This is a genomic window from Clostridium zeae, from assembly GCF_017312485.1.
Classification (GTDB): domain Bacteria; phylum Bacillota; class Clostridia; order Clostridiales; family Clostridiaceae; genus Clostridium_AR; species Clostridium_AR zeae.
The window spans coordinates 1,686,856-1,707,667 of sequence record NZ_BMBA01000001.1 but is presented as its reverse complement, the minus strand read 5'-3'; the positions used below and the strand labels follow the sequence as shown (position 1 = coordinate 1,707,667).

Below are 20,812 nucleotides of genomic sequence, written 5' to 3'. Positions count from 1 at the left end.
GGTTTTGAGAGGAGAATTGGAAAATATAAATTTTATTATGAAGTGGTACATCCATATTTCACATAAAAGTATATTGAAAAATTTCAAGGGCTATCTTTAGTAAAGATAGATTATAAAGATTGATACCGATAAAGTCATGTCATAAATATTGAGCCAAGGAGGGATAAGTTCAATAAAAGAAATATTTTCAAAAGTGTAATCGTTTATAGTCCTAAGTTTAGAGTTGTTCAAAATCTTACTTTAGGGGGGAAAGTATGGCGGAATTATCAAAAATTAATAAGAAAAAATCATCTAGAAATAAATTTAAGCGCTTTATTTCAATGTTTATAGCTATACTGTTTATATTAGGAGATATGGGAGTTAATCCTGCATTAGTTACAACTGTAAAGGCGTGCACTGATGATTCTAATAGTACTACAGTAAAAAGCGTGGTTAAGCCTGAGGATTTTTATGTTCAAAAAGGAACTAAGCTTAATGAAATAATAGAGCTTCTTCCGACAAAATTAAATGTGGTTATGGCAAATTATACAAAAGGTACAGCGGAGGTTATTTGGGATACAGTTCATTATGTATCTGCTGCAAAACCAAGTGAAAGCTATACCTTTAGTGGAACAATAAAAGAAACAAAATTAACTACAAAAATAACTGTGTATGTAGCTAATTCATATATAAAATCTATAAAAGAATTATCACAAATAGAAGTTGACAATGGCACAAAGTTAGAAGGAGTCGGTTTGCCTCAATACGTTAGTGCTATAACAAGTGATAAAACTAATGTTAATGCTAAAGTAAGTTGGGATGCTTCAACTTACAACGGAAATGTGGATAAGGAAACAACCTTTGAGCTTAAAGGTACTGTTAGCGGATATGATAAACCTATATCAATAAAAGTAAAGGTTGGAAATCCATTTATAGTATTTGCTATAGATCCATCCGCAGTAACTGTGAAGAATGGAACTTCTTTAAGTGATTTAAATACCACTTTACCTAAAACTGTACAAGTTAAACTTTCAAATGGTACAAACAGTTCTGTAAAGGTTTCTTGGAATACTTGTGGATATAACGGAAATGTATCGAAAGAAACTGTGTATACTTTCAAAGGAGATTTAGAAGGGCAATCAAAAATTGCTACAAATATAACTGTCAAGGTAGGAAGTCCATTTGTAACTTCAATAACTGAAGCTAAGATGATTACCGTTGACAATGGTACTACACTAGAGGTAGTTAAAAGACAACTTCCTAAAACAGTGGAAGTAAAATGGTCAAATGGATATAGGAAGGATACTAAGGTTTCTTGGGATACTTCTAGTTATGACGGAAATACAGCTGCAGAAAAGATATTTACTTTTACAGGTTCAGTAGAAGGAATAACTCAAACCACAGCTATAAGTGTTAAAGTAGGAAATCCAATAGTAGTGTCTGTTAAAAATCCTTCTTCAATAACAGTAGGAAATGGAGTTTCAGATGAGGATTTATTATCTTTACTACCTAAGACAGTAGAGGTAAAAATGTCAAATGGCACAGTTGGAACTGCTAAGGTTACTTGGAATATAGAAAAATATAATCCTAAAAAGACTAAAGCAGAAACTTATGTTTTTAAAGGAAAGCTAGAACAGTGCAAAGAAACAGCTGAAATAACTGTATATGTGAGATCAAAAAATGAAGCTCCAACAGTAGTATCAGTTATTAATCCAGCTTCAATTAATGTAGCAAATGGAACATCAGCATCGGATTTACCACTGCCAAAAACAGTTAGTGTAAATCTATCCAATAGAACTGTAGGAACAGCAAATGTAACTTGGGACACTACAAGCTATAATGGTAATGTTTCAGGGATACAATCTTTTACCATTCAAGGGACAGTTGAAGGAACTACAACAAAAGCAAGTATAACTGTGAATATTGGTGCACCTTATGTGATTTCAGTAGCTGCTCCAGCAGCAATATATGTTGATAATGGAACTGCACTTCAAAATTTACCTTTACCTGAAACTGTTGAAATAACTTTATCAAATGGGATAAAGACAAGTGCTAAAGTTACTTGGAACAGTTCAAGTTATGATGGAAATGTTACAAAAGCAACGCAATATGTATTTAATGGAACAATAGAAGGAACTGATAAGACAACTTCTATAGAAGTAAATGTAGCAGCTCCAAAGGCTCCACAAGATCCATGGTCGCTTGTATGGTCAGATGAATTTGATGGTACAGGCAATAACCTTGATACAAATGGAGTAGATCTAAGTAAATGGGCATATCAAAATGGAACTGGTGCTGAATATGGCTTAGATGGATGGGGAAATAACGAGCAAGAATATTACACAAAGGACAATATAAAAGTACAAGATGGCAATTTAGTTATACAAGCAAAGAATGATGGTAAAAATGGAAAACCATATACATCAGGTAGACTTTGGACAAATCCAACTTTCAATAAGACTTACGGAAAGTTTGAGGCAAGAATAAAGATGCCAAAAGGAGAGGGGTTATGGCCAGCCTTCTGGATGATGCCAAAGGATCAGATGTATGGAACCTGGGCAGCTTCTGGAGAAATAGATATAATGGAAGCTAGAGGGCGTCTTTTAGATCAAGTGGAAGGAACCCTACATTATGGAAAGACATGGCCTAATAATAAGTCTACAGGAGATCATTACACTTTCTCAAGTGGACAGGATATAACTGGATATCACACTTACTCAGTAGAATGGGAACCAGGTGAGATGAGATGGTATGTAGATGGTAATTTATATCAGACTACTAGTAACTGGTTTAGTCAAGGAGAAAATCAACCAGATAAATATGCATATCCAGCACCATTCGATAAGAATTTTTATATGATATTAAACCTTGCAGTAGGTGGGAATTTTGATGGTGGAAGAACACCTTCAGCATTAGATGTACCTGCTACAATGTCAGTTGACTATGTAAGAGTGTATGATTTAACTGGAAGACCATATAAAGCTCCAGTGGAGCCAGTTATGGAAAAAGACAATCTTCCAGATGGTTCTAAGACAGCAGTAGCTGGAAATTATGTTTACGATACAAATTACGAAAAAGGTTTTACGGATATAACCTCAGATACTCAAAGTTTAGATAACACTTATTGGAACTTTGTACATCAAAGTCAATTTGCTGGAGCTGGCTCTGTATCTGTAGATACTATAAATAGCGATAAGTATGCAAAAGTGGATATAACAAATGCTGGTTCAGAAACACACTCAATTCAAATGATACAAAAGGTAGCTTTAGCAAAAGGAAGATATTATAAATTAAGTTTTGATGCAAAAGCATCAGCTGCTAGAACTATGGCTGTAAAATTTGGAGGAGATGCAAGCCGAGGCTGGCAGGTTTACTCTGATAATTTCAATGTAAATCTAAAAAATGAAATGCAGAGTTATGCGTTCACCTTCCAGATGCAAGCGAACACTGATCCACTAGCAAGATTAGAGTTCAACATGGGACTTAACACAAACTCTGTATGGGTAGGGAATGTCAAGCTTGAAGAAATTGATTCCTTAACTGATCAAGATGCTCCTAAGGAACCTCTAAAAGATGGAAATCATGTTTATAATGGTTCCTTTGATCTTGGTACAATAGACAGAATGGAGTACTGGAATCTTCAAAACTTAGGAAGTTCTGCAGCAGTGGCATCTGTTGATCCAAATACAAGAGAACTTCAGGTAGCTATATCAAATGGAGGCTATATTGCAGATTCTATAAATCTTCTTCAAAAGGGAATGAATTTACTTCCTACTGATAAGTATAAGGTTACCTTTGATGGTAGAGCAGCAGCTGCTAGACAAATTAAGGTAGCACTTATAAGTAAGGATGGAAGAACAAATTACTCTGGTGATCAAACCATAGACTTAACTAATACTATGGGAGAAAAATCCTTTGAATTTACTATGCCAAATGTTACTGATACAGAAGGGCAGTTAGTATTTAAATTAGGATTAGGTTCTGAAACTGTATATCTTGATAATGTAAAGATGGTTCGCTTAACTAATAATAATATAGGAGAGCTTCCATTAAATGATCAGTTCCCACTTAAGAATGGTGATTTCTCAAATGGTATAACAAAATGGACTGATTTTGTGCAAGGTAGATATGATGGATGGGATAAGGTTACATCAGCTAAAGTGGAAAATGGTCAGTTAAAATATTTAGTTTCAAGCATAGGCAACAATCCATGGGATGTAATGCTAATGCAAAACGACTTCCAGTTATATAAAGGTAAAACTTATGTTGTATCTTTAGATATTAGATCAACTGTGCCAAGAACTGTTGAAGTTGTAGTTGATGCTAATGGAAATAGATATCTATCTAAAAATGAAAGTATATCAACTACTACAAAGACTTTAACTTATGAATTGCCGGTGGATTCAGATCTTTTAGCTTCCTTTAAGCTATTATTAGGTAAAGTTGATGGTACAGTAAATAATGTTTCACATGAGGTTTATGTAGATAATGTTAGAATAGAAGAAAAGGGAGCAAGAGCAAAGGCATTCCCACTTAAGAATGGCTACTTTACAGATGGAACAGCTAACTGGAATGAATTTGTACAAGGCAGATATGATCAATGGGATAACGAATCTAAATATTCTGTTGAAAATGGCGGTATGAAGTTCCATGTTTATAGTGCTGCTAACAATCCATGGGATGTTATGCTTTATCAAGAAGGATTAGCTTTATCAAAAGGAAAGACTTATAAAGTTTCCTTCAATGCTAGAGCTACTACTCCAAGATTAATAGAACTTACTACTGAAAATTCTAGTTATACTCGTTATTTAGACAAGATGGTTAAGTTAGAAGACTATGTTCAGACTTATAGCTATGAATTTACTATAGATAAAGATGATGTAGCAGGATTAAAGTTCCTATTAGGAAAGGTAGAAGGTCTTGGACAAATAGGTATTCATGATGTTTACATTGACAATGTAAGATTTGAAGTAAAAGGCGCCAAGGATGCAACAGGAGAATTAGCAGAAACAGCTGATAATATTCATCTTCCAGCTGCACCAGCTTTATCACCAGATGCTGATAGAAATGAACTTGGTCAAGATATAAAACTAACATTTGGTGACAACTCAGCATGGAGAACTGCTATAACAGCTTTAACTATTGATGGAAAGACTATAGATAGCACTAAGTACACAGTAGATGCTGGAGCTATAACTATAAAAGCAGACCAGTTTGCAGCAGAAAAAGATTATGTTATTGCTGTGAAAGCAACTGGGTATGAAAGGACAGAAGTTACTCAAAGTATTCAAGCTAAGAGTGATTGGACCTTATCCTGGGATGATGAATTTGATGGTTCAGGTACTAATGTTGATACAAATGGTGTCAATTTAGACAAATGGGCATATCAAAATGGAACTGGAGCTGAATATGGAATAGACGGCTGGGGAAATAACGAAAAAGAATATTATCAAAAAGAAAATATAAAAGTTGAGAATGGTAACTTAGTAATAGAAGCTAAGCCAGAAGCTGAAAATGGTAAGACATATACTTCTGGAAGACTATGGACTAGTCCAACCTTTACTCAGCAATATGGAAAGTTTGAAGCTAGGATGAAGCTTCCTAAAGGTCAAGGCTTATGGCCAGCCTTCTGGATGATGCCAAAGGATTCTGCTTACGGAACTTGGGCTTCTTCTGGAGAAATAGACATTATGGAAGCAAGAGGTCGTTTGACTAATAAGATAGACGGTACACTCCACTATGGAAAGCCATGGCCAAACAATAAATCTACAGGAGCGACTTACAACTTCCCTACAGGCCAAGATATAACAGGTTTCCACACTTATTCAGTAGAATGGGAACCAGGTGAAATAAGATGGTATGTAGATGGAAATCTATATCAAACTACTAATAATTGGTTTAGCCAAAGCGCAGGACAGCCAGATAAAAATGCTTATCCAGCACCATTTAATAAGCCTTTTTATATAATCTTAAATCTAGCAGTGGGAGGAAACTTTGATGGAGGAGTTGAACCTTCAGCAAGTGATTTCCCAGCAAAGATGGAAGTAGATTATGTACGTGCTTATGACTTAACTGGAAGACAATATAAACAACCAGTAGAACCAATACTAGACAAGGATACTTTGCCAGCAGATGCAAAGCAGCCGATAGATGGTAACTATGTTCACGATGTTAACTTCAATCAGCCAATTACAGAAGTTACTACAGGAAGCTTAAATCCTGAAAACTGGAACTTTGTACACGTGCCAGATGCTGGTGGAGCAGGTTCTGTATCTATAGATACAATTAATAATGAAAGATTTGCTAAGGTTAGTATAACGAATGTAGGTACACAAAACTATGCGTTACAGCTTATTCAAAATGTTTCCTTGGCTAAGGGAAGATACTATAAGTTAACCTTTGACGCCAAAGCTGCTGCTAATAGAAATATAAGCGTAAAATTTGGCGGTGGAGCAGATAGAGGCTGGAGTGCATATTCAGATAACTTTGATGTTGCACTTAAGGATTCTGTTCAAAGCTATGAATATAGGTTCCAGATGCAAGCTGATACAGATAAGCTAGCAAGAATGGAATTTAACATGGGAACAAACAACAGTGCTGTATGGATAGGAAATGTAAAGGTTGAAGAAGTTGATGGTCTTTACGATCAAAACGCAGCAAAAACTCCATTAGATGATGGAAACCATGTATATAACGGAAGTTTTGAACTAGGTACAATGGAGCGTATGGCTTTCTGGAACTTTAATACTTCTGGTGCTACAGCACAGGCTTCAGTAAATCCAGATACTACAGAGCTTAAAGTAGGTATTACTAATGGAGGTGCTTCTAGAGATTCAGTTAACCTAGTTCAAAAGGGAATGAATTTACTTCAAAGTGATTCCTATGAACTAACCTTTGATGGAAGAGCTGCTGCAGCTAGAGATATAGAGGTTAAACTGTTAAGCAAAGATGGAAGCACAGTTTATAAAGCACAAATAGTAAACTTAGGTACTTCTTCCTCAAAACAAACTATTGATTTTACAATGCCTCAAGGGGTAACTGATACTGAAGGTCAGCTGGCATTTAATCTAGGTGGCACAAATGTTGATGTTTATCTAGATAATATAAAACTGATCAGAACAACTAATAACAATGTTGACTACACAGGTGTAGACCTATTCCCACTTAAGAATGGTGATTTTTCACTCGGATTGAATACATGGGAACCATTTACTCAAGGGGGTAATGCAAGCTTTGATGTGTTAAATGGAGAGGCAAAAGTAGGTGTTCAAAGTTTAGGAACTGAAGCATGGAATGTTATGCTAAATCAATCAAATATGAAGTTAAGTAAAGGCTTTGAATATGTATTATCCTTTGATGCTCGAGCTTCTGTAAATCGTGATATTGAAGCTACTCTTGAAAATAGTTCCTATACCAGAAGATTTGACTCTGGCTTTATAGCTCTTACACCACAAACCAAGCATTTTGAATATAATTTCAAGATGACAGTTGATGATGTATTAGCACTTAAATTTATCCTTGGAAAAACACCACAAGGTGCTGTTGGGGATATATTTATAGATAATGTTGTATTGCAAGTTAAAAATGCACCGGTAAAAATGCCACCTATGTTAGGTGCAGATTCAACTAATAATAATGCAGGACAGCCAATTGATTTAATATTTGGTCAAGATGATGCTTGGCTTAATGCAGTAACCGCAGTTAAGATAAATGATAAGGTTACTGAAAAGAGTAAGTATACTTTATCCTCAGGAAAGCTTATTTTAGCACCAGAATTATTCACTTCAGAGGGAAGCTACAATATTTCAGTGGAAGCTAGTGGATATGCAAATACCACAGTAACTCAAAAGATATTCCCAAGTAGCGGAAATCTAGTATTGAATGGAGATATGTCTCTTGGAGATAAAAACTGGAGCTTCTGGAACAATGCTCCTGATTGGTCAGGTTACACCATAGCAGATGGAGTAGCTGATATAAAGATTAATTATCATGGAGCTAAGGATGATGAATGGAAGGTTCCATTTAGCTGGTCAACTCAATTTGCACAAAAGGGAATACAACTTTCTGCAAACAAGACCTATGAATTAAGCTTTAAGGCATGGTCCACAGTTAATCGTCCAATTATTGCAGAAATGACAAACTATAATGGAAGTCCTAAGGTTAATTTTAATATTACTTCAGATAAAGATGCAGTTTATAAATATACATTAAAGCCAACTCAAGATTCAAACATGAATTTAACTTATCTTTTAGGATATATTGAGGATGGAACTAATGTTACGCCTGATGGAGAACATCATGTATATATTGATGATGTTTCTATAAAGGAAGTAAAGGTATCAGTAGATAAATCAGCATTAGGTTCAAAAATAACTGAAGCACAAAGCAAGGTTCAGGCAGATTATACCCAGGAGTCTTGGCAAGCACTACAAAATGCTTTATCAAACGCAGTTGCAGTAAATGCTAAGGGTGATGCAGCTCAAGCTGAGGTAGACGGTGCTGTAGCAAGCTTAACAACAGCTATAAATGGGTTAGTGAAAAATTCAACGGTGCCACCAGTTGCAGGTACAAACATTGCATTAAATAAGACTGGAAAAGCATCATCTGGAAATACTGTTTTTGCTTTTGATGGAAATAAGGGCACAAGATGGGAGTCTGAGTTTAATGACAACCAATGGATATCAGTATATTTAGGTGGAGTATATAGTTTAGACAAGGTTTTGCTAAACTGGGAAGCTGCCTATGGTAAAGAGTATAAGATACAAGTCTCTTCAGTTATGAATCCAACAGAAGCTGATTGGAAAGACGTCTATACTGAAAGTAACAGTGATGGTAATATTGATGAAATTCCTATGAATAAGGTTGAGGCAAGATATGTGAGAATGCTTGGTGTAAAGAGAGCATTACCTTATGGATATTCATTATGGGAGTTTGAAGTATATGGTAATCAAATAGGGGATTTAGATCCAGTGCTTGCTACTAAAACTATATATTTGAACACTGGAGGAAAATTATCATTAAATACAGGTACAAGTGAAGCTAAAGATATACTGCCACAAAATCAAACTCATGTAGAATATACTATAGATAATTTAAACGGAAGCTACAATAAAAGTGGAAATACTTCTACAGAACTATATCTTAATGGTTTAGCAATAGGAGAAGGCATTAAAGGAGATATATCCTATGATTTTGATGGTGACGGAACTATTGATAGAATTGAAAGTATAGATATGATGCCAACTGATGGAGCAATAAGCAGTGGTAGCTATGAGAACTTTAAAAGAGCTTCCTCCTTTGTTTCTGGATCAGAGTACAAAGACTTTACCAATGGAAGGGTTAAAGTGAGTCTTTATGTTTTATTTGGCACAGGTAACGGAGAAGTGAAGGTTAATGCTCCAGAAGGTTCATCTAATATTGTGCTACCATATGATATAAAGTAAGTATCATTTAAGTAAGTTAAATTAATTAAGAGGTTGCATGAAGATAAAGGTTTTGCATGCAATCTCTTTTTCACTTGTTCATCCTTTATGAGCTTATGCAAAGCAAAGACTGTAAAATATTTTTATATAAATATAAAATGAAACTTTTAAAATAAAGTGTTAGGTATTAAAATGAGCTATATACACTAAAATGAAATATTTCCATAAAGTTTATAGAATGTTTATTAAAAAGTACCCTCATAAATAGAAAAATCACATAAGGACTAGATACATATGAACGATAATATAACTAGGGATAAATCTAAAATAGTGGATAATAAAATTTAGGGGAATTACTGGAGGTTTTTTTAATGATTAAGAGATTAAATAATGGGGAATTAGATCTTGAAGCTTTAGAGATAAAAGATGTAATAGATCTTAAACTATTGCAAACTTTCCAAGATAATTTTGCAGTGGGTATGAACATAGCAAGTGTAACCGTAGACAGGAATGGAACACCAGTTACAAAGCCAAGCTCTTATACAAACTTCTGCATAAATTTGACTCAATCAACTAGTGCAGGTGAAAGTAGATGTGCGAAGTCTCATAAAAAAGGTGGGGAAGAGGCTGCAAGAACTGGAAAACCTTATATTTATAAATGTCATGCTGGATTAATAGATTTTGCTGCTCCGATAATTATAAACGGACATTTGATTGGAACTATATTAGGTGGACAGATTTTAACTTCTAGTCCAGATGAAAAGAGTTTTAGAGAAACTGCATTAGAAATAGGAGTTAATCAAGATAAATATGCAGATGCGGCTAGAAATGTATATATGACTAAGGAAGACAATGTAAAAGCTGCTGCAGAAGTTCTATTTATTGTAGCTAACTCATTATCAAGGGCTGGATACGAGCAGCTTGTACTAAGCAATATGTCACAAGTGCTTTCAGAGAACTTTAGTCAAATATCAGCTACTATGGAAGAACTTAATGCTACCTCAGCAAACGTAGCCAACAATCAGCATAACTTAAATGATGAAATATCAAATGTTAAAAATATTTCTATAGAGATTAACACAATTCTGGATTCTATAAAGAGTATTGCAGATCAAACAAGAATGCTTGGATTGAACGCTGCCATTGAAGCTGCAAGAGCAGGGGAAGCAGGTAGAGGATTTGGTGTTGTTGCAACAGAAATAAGAAAGCTTTCTCAAAGTTCAAAGGAGACAGCATTTAAGATTATGGATCTTACAGGTAAGATTCAGGAGTCCGTAGATAAAACAATGGAAACTTCAAATGCCACTCTTGAAAACGCAGAGCAACAGTCAGCAGCTATGCAAGAAGTTACTGCTAGTCTAACTGAAATTGCTACCTTAGCAGAAGATTTAAATATAATGACTAAGGAAAAATAAATACTTGTAGATACATATTAAAATTGTTTACTGAATATTGCCAGAGTCCGAAAGGATTCTGGCAATATTTTTGCTATTTATGAAGATTATGGTATAAATATGCGTTGTAAAAGAAAGTGATGTTTCAAATTTTGAAAAAATATTGTTTATTAGATCAAAAGAGATTATTGTTTTAGTTATGAATCTTTTCGTGAAATGGGGGCTTAATTGTTATGGATTTAGTTTTGATAAAAGCTGCTGGATATGTGTGCATAATAATAATTGGATATTTGCTGAAAAAGATAGGTTTATTTGATTCTAGAGATCAAACTACTGTGATGAAGATTATAATGAATATAACTCTTCCAGCTGCAGTTGTATCTGCATTTTCAAACTTTCAGAAAGATGTAAGCCTAATCTCTATAACTTTTATTGGGTTATTAATGAATCTAATAATGAGTGGAATAGGTTATCTAATAGCATTAAAAAGAGATAATAATAACAAAGCTTTCAATATAATAAATTATTCAGGCTACAATATAGGTACTTTTGCAATGCCATATTTACAAAGTTTTTTAGGAAGTATGGGAGTGATTGTAGCATGTCTTTTTGATGCTGGAAATGCGATTATGTGCACAGGAGTTACTTATGCTATAGCATCACAGGTAACTAAAAAGGAGAAGAATTCTGTGAAAGACTTTTTACTTAAAGTATTTTCTTCAGTACCTTTTGATGTATATTTAGTTATGCTTTTTTGCTATTTTGCTAATATTAAGTTTCCCAAGGCTGTATACAGTATAGCTAGCTTGGTTGGTAATGCTAACGCATTTTTGGCTATGTTTATGATAGGATTATCTTTTGAGTTAGTATTTGAAAAAAGCGTTTTAAAACAAGTATGGACAGCCCTAATAATCCGTTATTCCTTAAATGCAGTTTTTGCGTACATAGTTTATAACTTTATGCCTTTTGGTAAGGAAGTTAAAATAATAGTAGTACTTATAATGTTTGCACCTATGTCAGCACTAAATGTAATAAACACAATAAAGTGTGGAGGGAGTAAGGAAAAATCAGGACTTGTTAATTCATTATCTATATTGATAAGTTTAGTTATTATAACTTTATTAGTTGTAGTATTGAAATTAGGATAGAACTGAGCTTACTGGTGATCTAAAAACTTTAGTAGGAAATTTTAAGATATAATAGAATACATAAATTTTGAATGAGAAACCATTAATAAACCAATTATAGTTTGATTTACTTGTGATAAGTCTCTATAAAATACACAAGATATAATTGGTAAGTTAAATAAAGAAGTGATTTTGAACTTAAATAAAGTTTAGCTGTGTATTTAATTACAAGTGGAAAAGGAGAATAAAATCATGATTGTTAATAAGAATGGGGTACAAGAAACTAAAAAAGCAAATCAACAATCAAAGCAAGGACAAAATGGTCTCACTAATTCTGCTTACAGTACGAACACTAATAGTCCGGGGAGTCAAGCAGGAAAACAATTAACAGCGCCTCAATCTATACCGGGAAACGTGGTAAGTTTAGATAGCAAAACTCCATCATTTAATCAGGAGTTTTAGAAGGAATTAACAGTGGCGTAGAGGAAGAAAAGCATCTACACAAAACAAAAGTAAGTATTATATTTATGCTGGTAGGTATGCATTGCATGCCTACTTTTTTAATATATAAGAAAGTATAAAGTGTTATTGAATATTTTTACATAGATGTATAAATGAGAATCGTTAAAAAGTACCGTAAACCATACAAACTAATACTAATAAATGCATTGATAAAAAATAGTGAATAATTTCACAAAAACTTTGTTCACGTGAACATTTTTCTATTGTATTCTTTTAAGAAAACGATTATAATAACATTGTAAGTGATTGTTCACGTGAACAATTTATAAAAGTTAAATGAAAAGTAAGGTGATTATTATGAAAAAATTTATGGATGAAAATTTTCTATTATCAAATGAAACAGCAGTAAAATTATTCCATGATTATTCAAAAAGTATGCCAATCATTGACTATCACTGCCATTTAAATCCTAAAGAAATTTATGAGAATAAAAGATTTAAAAATATAACTGAAGTTTGGTTATATGGGGATCACTATAAGTGGAGAGCAATGAGAAGTAATGGAGTAGATGAAAACACTATAACTGGAGATGCAAGTGACTATGATAAATTTTTAGCATGGGCAAAGACATTGCAAGTTGCTATAGGAAATCCACTTTATCATTGGACTCACTTAGAGCTTCAAAGATTTTTTGGAATCTATGAGCCTTTAACTGAAAAAACTGCTCCTCAGATATGGGACAAGTCTAATGAGATACTAAACGCAGGTGATTTTGCAGCAAGAGATTTGATTAAAAAATCTAATGTAGAAGCAATATGTACAACTGATGATCCAGTTGATTCACTTGAGTATCATATAAAACTTAAAGAAATAGAAGACTTTAATGTAAAAGTTTTACCAACTTTTAGACCAGATAAAGGAATCGAAATAAATAGAGCTACATTCTTACCATGGGTTAAAAAACTAGAAGAAGTATCAGGCAAAGAAATAACTGATTATGAAGCATTCTTACAAGCTTTTGAATCAAGAGTTGAATTCTTCCACTCTGTTGGATGTCGAGTATCAGATCATGCTTTAGATACAGTAGTATATGCAGATTCAACTAAAGAAGAAGCTGCAGAAATATTTGCAAAAGCATTAAAAGGTGAAGCTGTTAGTTTTGAAGAAGAAAAGAAGTATAAAACATTCACTTTAGGCTTTGTAGCTAAGATTTATCATAAATTAGGATGGGCAATGCAACTTCATATAGGAGCTCTTAGAAATAATAACACAAAAATGTTTAATAAATTAGGAGCAGATACTGGATTTGACTCAATTAATGATGGACAAGTAGCAGAGGCACTTTCTAGATTCTTAGATTCATTAAATAGAGAAGATTTACTTCCAAAGACTATATTATATACATTGAATCCAAAAGATAACTATGTTCTTGGAACAATGCTTGGAAACTTCCAAGGAGATGGAATACCAGGAAAGATACAGTTTGGTTCAGGCTGGTGGTTTAATGATAGTATAGATGGAATGACTCAACAAATGAAAGCATTAGCTAACTTGGGACTTTTAAGCAGATTTGTTGGAATGCTTACAGATTCAAGAAGCTTCTTATCATACCCAAGACATGAGTATTTCAGAAGAATAGTATGTAATCTTATTGGTGAATGGGTTGAAAATGGAGAAGTTCCAGATAATATAGAACTTTTAGGAAGCATAGTTCAAGATATATCATATAGAAATGCTAAAGAGTACTTTAACTTATAGAAATAAAGCAGTAAAATTGTTAACGTGTGCAAAGGGCGATAATATTATTGCATGCGTTAACCCAAATATATAAACTATATATACACTTATGAAAATCAATAATTTAAAGTTTTACAGCAAAGATATAAAAAAAGTTTTTGTGTAAACGTTATTGAAAAACAATATAAACTAAATATAAATTAAACCAATAAACCATCAAATAATATCAGGTTAGTAAAGCATTTTATAAAAAAATTCCATAATAGGACTTAAGCAATTAAAGGAAAAAGGTATTTATAAAATTTATTTAAATAATAATATTAAGAAAGAGGTAACTAGTATGAGTAAATTAACGTTGAAAGAAAAGATTTCATACGGTCTAGGTGATTTTGGTAATGGCTTCATGTTCGACTTAGGGCAAGCGTACTTGCTAAAGTTTTACACAGACGTTTGTGGGATAGCATCAGCTGCAGCAGGAGGAATATTCTTATTCACAAAGGTATTTGATGCATTCATGGATCCAATAGCAGGTATAGCAATTGATTCAAGAAAGAATATAGGTAAAAATGGAAGATTTAAGCCAGTAATGTTCTTCTCAAGTATACTACTTGCAATACTTACTGTAATAACATTTACAACACCAATGGGTGCAACAGCTCATCAAAAATTAATATATGGATACGCTACATACATGATATGGGGACTTCTATATTCATTTACTAACGTTCCTTACGGTTCATTAGCTTCAGTTATGACTCAAGATGTTCAAGATAGAGCTAATCTAGCTTCCTTTAGACAAGCGGGTTCAGTTTCAGCGCTATTAATTACTAGTGTAGTATTTATGCCAATAGTAACATCTTTTTCTAACACAAAAATAGGTTTCCCAATAGCTGCAGGAATAATGTCTTTAGTAGGTGTAATATCTTTCTTCGTAACTTTCAAAAACACGAAAGAAGTCGTAGAAGTTAAGAGAAGTGCTGAAAAGATAAGACCAAAAGATTTTGCAACAGCTGTATTTACAAACAAACCATTACTTACTTTAATACTTATGACTGTATTCTCAATATCAGCTTATAATATTAAAACTTCAATGATGATATATTTCTGTCAATATTATCTTGGAAATCAAGCCCTTTTAGCTAGAACAAACTTCTTTACAATAGGTAGTTCGGTAATTGCAATACTTTTCATACCTACATTAGTAAAGAAATTAGGAAAGAAGAGAACAGCAATATTAGGATTTTCAATGGCTTTCATAGCTGACGGACTAAACTTTATACTACCAGTTCATATAGTTCCATTTACAATACTATTAGCTATATCATATATCGGAATAGCACTACCAAACGGTGTTACATGGGCATTTGTTTCAGACGTTATAGATTACGGTGAATGGCATACAGGTGAAAGAAGAGAAGGTATAACTTACTCAGCATTTAACTTCTCAAGAAAGATAGCTCAAGCAATAGCAGGATCTCTTTCAGGTTTTGGTTTAGCATTAATAGGATATGTTCCAAACGTAAAACAATCAGCTCAAACATTATTAGGAATGAAGGGATTATTAATGTTATATCCTTGTATAGCCTTAATAATAGCTGCAATAGTACTTGGAGTATTGTACGGATTATCAGATAAGAAGTACAAAGAAATCGTTACTGATCTTCAAGCTGGAAAGTATGAATCAAGCAGAGCATAATAATTTAATTAATATAATGTATATAATTTAATCAATTATTGTTTAAGACTACAATTTCATAGATAAGCTCAATATATAATACTTAAATTTAGTAAAAATCCACCTACTTCTATAGTACTATAGAGCTTATCTCTGAACTTCTTCCTTATTACCCACAAGGACCATTAACTTAGTTTTGATAATAAGTGATTTAATTTATATAAAGTATACGGTTCATTTGAGACTAAACATATTTTTCCGCTACTAACCCTAAGTATAATGAACTGTATGCCTAAATAAATGTTATAGATTTAAATTCTATAAAAATCATGTGGAAAGCAAGTACTTATAATAAATAGGTACTTGTTTTTTATTTATATATATAAGGTCTAATAAGTTTTATTCATAAAAATATCGTAGTAAATATACTTTAAGCTATTAATTGATTAATCAAATTAAATAGAACTTAGACATCAAAGATAGTTATAATAGTGTATTTTTGCAATAAACACACTATTATTTATCGCAAGCTATATACTTATAGTATATTTTTTCATTATACAGTTATATATTAATTAAATGTTGTTAAATATTTATGCGAAGGCGGACAACCATGTTGTTAACTTTATGTTTTTAAAGCTTCTTCTCTGAACCTAGTACAGTATTAAAACAGTTTTCTAATAAGCTACATCTCTTTACAATTTCTTCAGAGTAAATTAGCTGTTTTACTATCTTATTAATTTTAATTAATATCAAGAAAATATTTTCAACTATATTAAATTTTAATCAGACAAAAAGCTGAATTTTCAATATACTTCCCAAGGATTATTCAGAGTTATATTTAATTATAATTTCTTTGAAAAAGTGAACTTCTAATTCTTATATCATCAGTTTTTATGAATCTATTTCCTTTAAACAACCTATCATATATCAAGTCCATGTAATCGACCACCTTATCCAAGTTCATGATTATAAAAAAACTGAGATATCTTTGGAGATACTTTGAGGCCACCCCATGGAAGAGTGATAGCCATTTTTTTAAATTTGGCCAAAGATATTTTATCCTATACTCAACCTCTACCTTAATCGAGTTTTTTCTATTATGTCTCTTCGCTACTGAATTTATATATCTGTCTCCGTATGGAGCAATGTATGATTTTTCTTCTATTTTAGAATAGACTTTTTCACTGAAAGCTCTTCGATTCCAGCAATGCTTAAATATTGGTTTTATAAACATAGAGTCTTCTTGTCCTTTTGCACCAATAATCCAAATTTTTTCTCTTGGTGTTGCTGAGGCTAGTATTTCTGCATCTCTACACCCTTTAAAGTTTTCTTTTATAATAACTTTTCCTATATGTACAACTCCTGATAAACTATCTGGAGTTGAGTCTATACTTAATGCTTGAAGTATTTTATGTCTCCAATAAAAAGCTGTACCAATACTTATATTTAGCTTCTCCGCGCAGAATTTTAAAGTTCTATTTTCAGTCATTAATTCAGTAAATTCCATCCAAATTCTAGTATTCTTTTTTGAATAACTCCACAATGAATTAGTAGATCGTGAAAAAGTTTTTTGGCACACTTTACATTTATATCTTTGAATTCCATTATAAAATCCATATTTAATATACCAATTTGATTCACAAATTGGACAAACATCTACAACTCTGTCTTTATAAAAATCTCTTTTTAGAACATCATTAATATGAAGATCAAATTTTTTTAATTCAACATCATGCTGTAGCAAATGGAACACCTCTCTAAGAAAATTTAATAATTAAGCTATAAGCTGTCCTATCCTCTTAATGCTTGCCATATATTGATTTTTCTAATCATCACCAACATTTATTTAATAAATAGTTGTATACTATAAAAATTCATTGAAGCGACCTTCTTCAGTGAGTTTTTTGCTCATCTATATTGAAATTCATATTTTTACATTACATAATTATAATGGGTAAGAGGTTTAAAAATAGATTTTTATATTTCATATATTGACATAGCTTTATAATGTTGTTAACCTAAAGTTTGATATGGTTCTACAAAATCATATTAGAACAAATTGGTTAGATTATAGAAAAATTAAAAATAAGTGTTATTTAAAAAGTATTTTAGTGTATATATTCATAAGAGCAGTAGCTCAAATGAAAGGTGTACAACTTTAATTTAGATGTAATATTAATAGTTTTTAAGGATTTTGATTAAAAATAAGAAGGGTGAAAGCATGAGCATAACTATAAAAGATATAGCAAAATTGGCGAATGTATCGCATACCACTGTATCGAGAGCGCTAAATGATAGTCCTCTAATTAATGAAGAAACTAAAGCTAAGATCAAGGCTATAGCTGAAGAACTTAATTATGTTCCTAACTATAGTGCAAAAAGTCTAGTTTTGGATAAGTCCTATACTATTGGATTATTCTTCTCTAGTATAAGCAGAGGAACGTCTCCAAGTTTTTTCTATGAAATAGTAAGAGGAGTAAATAGTGTAATAAAAGAAAACTATAATTTAGTAGTAAGAGGTATAGATGACTACAAGGATTTTTCAGGAATTAATAATAAAAGATTCGATGGAATTGTGCTTATGAGTCAAAGTGATAAGGATAATGAATTCATATATCATGTATGGCAAAGACAGATACCACTTATTGTTTTAAATAGAGAAATCGAGGGTAATTCATTAATAAATATATTATCAGATGATGAAGAAGGAGCTTTTAAAGCAGCCAGTTATTTGATAGAAAACAACCATAAAGATATAGCTATTATAGAGGGAAAAGAAGAATTTAAATCATCTAAAAAGAGAAAAGATGGATTTTTAAAAGCTTTGCTAAATAACAATATTCCAGTAAGAGGCGAATATTTGGTTAGAGGAAACTACGATATAAAGAGTGGTTATGAAGCTATGAAAAAATTACTTGATCTTCCTAACAAGCCAACAGCAGTATTTTGTTCAAACGATGATATGGCTATCGGAGCTATAAAGGCTGTTTTTGAAAAAGGGCTTTCAGTACCTAAGGATATATCAATAGTAGGTTTTGATAACATAGGTTTTGCAGAGTACGCTACCCCTGCATTAACTACAGTAAAGAGACCTATGGAAGAAATAAGTATAATAGGTGGAAGAACGATTATAGATTTAATTGACAAAAAAGACTATAAAGGTGAGAAAGTATATATAAAAACTGAACTTATGATTAGGGAATCTGCATCTAAGTTAGAGAAATATTAAGATGTAGAATTTTAAAAGTGAAAAAGATGTGCCAATTATAGGAGCTAAAATTCATTAAATATACCTAAGAAGCAGGTAGATCTAATTGATTTTTAGTAGTATAAGGCATGTCTTTTTTTATTTTGTTAAAAACACTACAAGCCAATAAAAAATTTAAATAGACAATACTATATTTTCCATAAAGTAATGAGAGAAATATTTAAAAAAACTTATTGTTAACGTGTGCATTAAATGATATAATATATTTGAAAAAAGAAATATTAATATCGGATTGTTAATAAAAAAATTTAAACTAATTTGCACACGTGAACAAAATGTGTATGGAGGAGTCGGAAATGAAATTAAATAAGGAAACTTTTAAAGAGTACAAACAATATCCAGAAAAAGTTTTACAATTCGGAGAAGGTAACTTCTTAAGAGCATTTGTAGATTGGCAAATAGATAAAATGAATAAAGAAGCAGATTTTAACGGTAGTGTAGTTGTAGTGCAACCTATAGAATTTGGTTTAGTTGATAAATTAAATGAACAAGATGGATTATACACACTTTATTTACAAGGAATAAAGGATGGAAAGGCTGTTAAAGAACATGAAGTTATAAACAGCATCAGTAGAGGAATAAATCCATATACTCAATATGATGAATACTTAAGAATTGCAGAAAACCCAGAATTAAGATTTATAATATCAAATACAACTGAAGCTGGAATAGCTTTTGATGAAAATGATAAATTAGAAGACAGACCGCAAAAAAGCTTCCCAGGTAAGTTAACAGCTTTACTATATAACAGATTTAAAGCTTTCGCAGGAGCTAAAGAAAAAGGTCTTATAATAATACCATGTGAACTTATAGATAAAAATGGTGAAAAGCTGAAGGCTATAATTCTTAAGTATGCAGAACTTTGGAACTTAGGTGAAGAATTCGTAGCTTGGATAAATGAAGCTAATACTTTCTGTGGAAGTTTAGTTGATAGAATTGTACCTGGGTACCCAAGAGATACAATAAAGGAAATAACAGAAGAATTAGGATATGAAGATAACCTAGTAAATGTTGGAGAACAATTCCACCTATGGGTAATTGAAGGACCAGCATGGATAGGAAATGAATTCCCAGTTGCAAAAGCAGGTCTTAACACTATTTTTGTTGAAGATATGACTCCATATAGAACAAGAAAGGTTAGAATCCTTAATGGTGCACATACATCATTAGTTCCAGTATCATATCTTTATGGACTAGAAACAGTAGGTGAATCAGTTGATCATGAAGTTATTGGTCAGTTTATAAAGGGAGTTGTTTATGACGAAATAATCCCTACATTAGACCTTCCACAAGAAGAGTTAGAATACTTTGCAGGTGCAGTACTTGAAAGATTCCAAAACCCATTTGTAAATCACTACTTAATGAGCATAGCATTAAACTCAATGTCTAAGTTTGAAACTAGAGATTTACCTTCATTACTAGAATACATAAACAGAAAAGGAGAACTTCCTAAGAAATTAGTATTCTCACTTGCTGCTTTAATAGAGTTCTACAAAGGTAAGAGAGGCGAAGAAACTATAGCTTTAGCGGATGATGCAGATATATTAGATTTATACAAAACTGCATGGGGAAGCTGTGATGGTAGTGAGGTTGGATTAAGAAGTGTTGTTACTACAGTTCTTGGATATGAAAAGAATTGGAAGATGAACTTAAATGAAGTTAAAGGATTAACTGATGCTGTTACTTATTACCTTACTAAAATAGAAACACTAGGAATTAGGGAAGCACTTAAAGAAGTTATGTAA

Annotated in this window: 9 protein-coding genes; 8 read left to right on the top strand and 1 reads right to left on the bottom strand. The window is 32.2% G+C overall.

Annotation, left to right across the window (positions count from 1 at the left end; all coding sequences use genetic code 11):
- Window positions 1-254: 254 nt before the first annotated feature.
- The 6 genes from J3477_RS07855 to J3477_RS07830 all read left to right on the top strand — a co-directional run bounded on the left by J3477_RS07855 (window position 255) and on the right by J3477_RS07830 (window position 15,817).
- Window positions 255-9,422, top strand: a complete 9,168-nt coding sequence (locus J3477_RS07855; protein ID WP_206869172.1) for a carbohydrate binding domain-containing protein — start codon at window positions 255-257, stop codon at window positions 9,420-9,422.
- A gap of 350 nt (window positions 9,423-9,772) precedes the next feature.
- Window positions 9,773-10,816 (top strand): PocR ligand-binding domain-containing protein, encoded by a 1,044-nt coding sequence (locus J3477_RS07850; RefSeq protein ID WP_206869171.1) that lies wholly within the window; start codon window positions 9,773-9,775, stop codon window positions 10,814-10,816.
- Window positions 10,817-11,028: 212 nt separating this feature from the next.
- On the top strand, window positions 11,029-11,943 hold the full coding sequence (locus tag J3477_RS07845) for an AEC family transporter (RefSeq protein WP_206869170.1): 915 nt from the start codon (window positions 11,029-11,031) through the stop codon (window positions 11,941-11,943).
- 231 nt (window positions 11,944-12,174) lie between these two features.
- Entirely contained in the window at window positions 12,175-12,384 is a 210-nt protein-coding gene (locus J3477_RS07840) for a hypothetical protein (RefSeq protein WP_206869169.1), read from the top strand.
- Between the two features lie 357 nt (window positions 12,385-12,741).
- A complete protein-coding gene (gene uxaC, locus J3477_RS07835; protein WP_206869168.1) occupies window positions 12,742-14,142 on the top strand; it encodes a glucuronate isomerase in 1,401 nt (466 codons plus the stop codon).
- Window positions 14,143-14,461: 319 nt separating this feature from the next.
- Window positions 14,462-15,817 carry a glycoside-pentoside-hexuronide (GPH):cation symporter gene (locus J3477_RS07830; protein WP_206869167.1) on the top strand — a complete coding sequence of 452 codons (1,356 nt, stop codon included), beginning with the start codon at window positions 14,462-14,464 and terminating at the stop codon, window positions 15,815-15,817.
- An 820-nt stretch (window positions 15,818-16,637) separates the two neighbouring features.
- On the opposite strand, the gene J3477_RS07825 is transcribed toward J3477_RS07830, so the two are convergent.
- Window positions 16,638-17,543 (bottom strand): IS1/IS1595 family N-terminal zinc-binding domain-containing protein, encoded by a 906-nt coding sequence (locus J3477_RS07825; protein ID WP_206869166.1) that lies wholly within the window; start codon window positions 17,541-17,543, stop codon window positions 16,638-16,640.
- 477 nt (window positions 17,544-18,020) lie between these two features.
- Here J3477_RS07825 and J3477_RS07820 point away from each other — a divergent pair, with 477 nt between their 5' ends.
- Window positions 18,021-19,028, top strand: coding sequence for a LacI family DNA-binding transcriptional regulator (locus tag J3477_RS07820; protein WP_206869165.1), 1,008 nt, complete (start codon window positions 18,021-18,023; stop codon window positions 19,026-19,028).
- Window positions 19,029-19,363: 335 nt separating this feature from the next.
- Entirely contained in the window at window positions 19,364-20,812 is a 1,449-nt protein-coding gene (locus J3477_RS07815) for a tagaturonate reductase (protein ID WP_206869163.1), read from the top strand.

Bases quoted from the DNA above. Each gene is read 5' to 3' on its own strand.
- J3477_RS07840 (WP_206869169.1), top strand. From the start codon at position 12,175: ATGATTGTTAATAAGAATGGGGTACAAGAAACTAAAAAAGCAAATCAA.
- J3477_RS07820 (WP_206869165.1), top strand. From the start codon at position 18,021: ATGAGCATAACTATAAAAGATATAGCAAAATTGGCGAATGTATCGCAT.
- J3477_RS07850 (WP_206869171.1), top strand. From the start codon at position 9,773: ATGATTAAGAGATTAAATAATGGGGAATTAGATCTTGAAGCTTTAGAG.
- J3477_RS07855 (WP_206869172.1), top strand. From the start codon at position 255: ATGGCGGAATTATCAAAAATTAATAAGAAAAAATCATCTAGAAATAAA.
- uxaC (WP_206869168.1), top strand. From the start codon at position 12,742: ATGAAAAAATTTATGGATGAAAATTTTCTATTATCAAATGAAACAGCA.
- J3477_RS07815 (WP_206869163.1), top strand. From the start codon at position 19,364: ATGAAATTAAATAAGGAAACTTTTAAAGAGTACAAACAATATCCAGAA.
- J3477_RS07830 (WP_206869167.1), top strand. From the start codon at position 14,462: ATGAGTAAATTAACGTTGAAAGAAAAGATTTCATACGGTCTAGGTGAT.
- J3477_RS07845 (WP_206869170.1), top strand. From the start codon at position 11,029: ATGGATTTAGTTTTGATAAAAGCTGCTGGATATGTGTGCATAATAATA.